Below are 1,456 nucleotides of genomic sequence, written 5' to 3' on the forward strand. Positions count from 1 at the left end.
ATTGATAAGCCGCTTAAAGTACGCGGTGTCGTGAATCAAATGACGATTCCGGGTGGTTTGCATGCTGTTTTTCGCTTAACAGGGGTATATGGAGAGCTTCTTCCTCAATTGAGTATGGTGTTAGAAAAGTGGTTGCCGAATTCAGGCTTTAAGCAGCGTTCTACTCCCGCTTATGTTCACTATCATAAAAACCATTTCCTTAGCCATGATGAGGCGTTTGAGCTGGACTTCTATCTGCCCATCAGTTTTTTCTAACTGGAGTATTTATTTACTATCCGTAAGGAAGAAAATGCTAAGCTCTATATGGTGATTTTTTACAAATAATTGAAAATTAAATGAACATCGATCATGTAAAGCTATTTGTCCGTTTGGCTTCGACACACAACATCAGCATGGCTGGTCAGGAGCTTGGACTTTCTCCTGCTGTCGCTAGTGCGCACATCAACAAACTTGAGGACAGCTTAGGAGTTCGTTTAGTTCATCGCACCACACGCAAAGTTTCCTTAACTGAAGAAGGGCAGGCTTTTTTACCTCACGCGGAGGAGGTCCTTGCAACAGTGGAGGCAGCAAGGGGAGCTGTTGGCTCAGGGCAGAGTGCGCCAACGGGAGTATTACGTATAACCGCCTCTGCAACTTTTGGTCGCTTGCATATTGTGCCCGCATTAAAAGGTTTTATGGCGCGTTACCCAGGGTTAACCGTGGACTGCCGATTTTCTGATTCCATTATTGATCTGGTTGAGGGAGGTTTCGATGTCGCCATTCGTGTCGCTGAGTTGAAAGATTCTTCATTGGTCGCAAGAAAGCTTGCGCCAGATCGTCGTATTATCGTTGCATCACCAGATTATATTGAACAATTTGGGAGACCTAACAAGCCCCAAGACTTGACGAATCATCAATGTATTAACTTAGTTGGAATGAATAATTGGTCATTCAATACAAAAGATGGAATGGTCAATGTAAGAACTTCTGGTCGTTTTAAAACTGATAATGGTGATGCGATGAGAGACGCGACGGTAAACGGGTTAGGTATTTCTATCAACTCGGTTTGGAGTGTTTATCAAGAATTACAAAGTGGTCAGCTAGTGGAAGTACTCGAAGATCACCCTTTAGCGATGGATGCTGGGATTTGGGCTGTGTACCCAAGCTCTCGTTTAATTGCGCCTAAGGTGCGTGCCTTTATTGATTACTTTGCTGAATACTATGGTACGCCACCTTATTGGGAGTTTGCGGAAAAGTGATAACAAGTTTCACTTATCGAATACATTGTTTTTAAGGTCCGAATAAAAACGAACCTCAAGATAATTCTTAATTGTTATTAATAGAGTTTGCTTAAGATTAATTCAATAGTATCAATTATTTGCTGTGTTTTGCTTTGATCTAATGCATCAGGGTGTGGGGGCGCGAATGCTTCAATGTCATTATCGAAGTACATACCATGCGCTTGAGCAAACTCTTC

At 42.4% G+C, this 1,456-nt stretch carries 2 protein-coding genes and 1 pseudogene; 2 read left to right on the forward strand and 1 reads right to left on the reverse strand.

The window, feature by feature from the left end; all coding sequences use genetic code 11:
• Together IQR33_RS32085 and IQR33_RS01735 are read left to right on the forward strand one after the other, a co-directional pair.
• Window positions 1-255: AraC family transcriptional regulator (locus IQR33_RS32085; protein WP_228013711.1), on the forward strand; the 255-nt coding region annotated here is incomplete at its 5' end.
• An 80-nt stretch (window positions 256-335) separates the two neighbouring features.
• A complete protein-coding gene (locus IQR33_RS01735; protein WP_017633593.1) occupies window positions 336-1,238 on the forward strand; it encodes a LysR family transcriptional regulator in 903 nt (300 codons plus the stop codon).
• Window positions 1,239-1,315: 77 nt separating this feature from the next.
• Here IQR33_RS01735 and IQR33_RS35430 read toward each other — a convergent pair.
• Window positions 1,316-1,456: pseudogene (locus IQR33_RS35430) on the reverse strand (oxidoreductase); the annotation flags it as partial.

Source organism: Vibrio sp. OPT46 (genome assembly GCF_015163535.1).
Taxonomy (GTDB): domain Bacteria; phylum Pseudomonadota; class Gammaproteobacteria; order Enterobacterales; family Vibrionaceae; genus Vibrio; species Vibrio alginolyticus.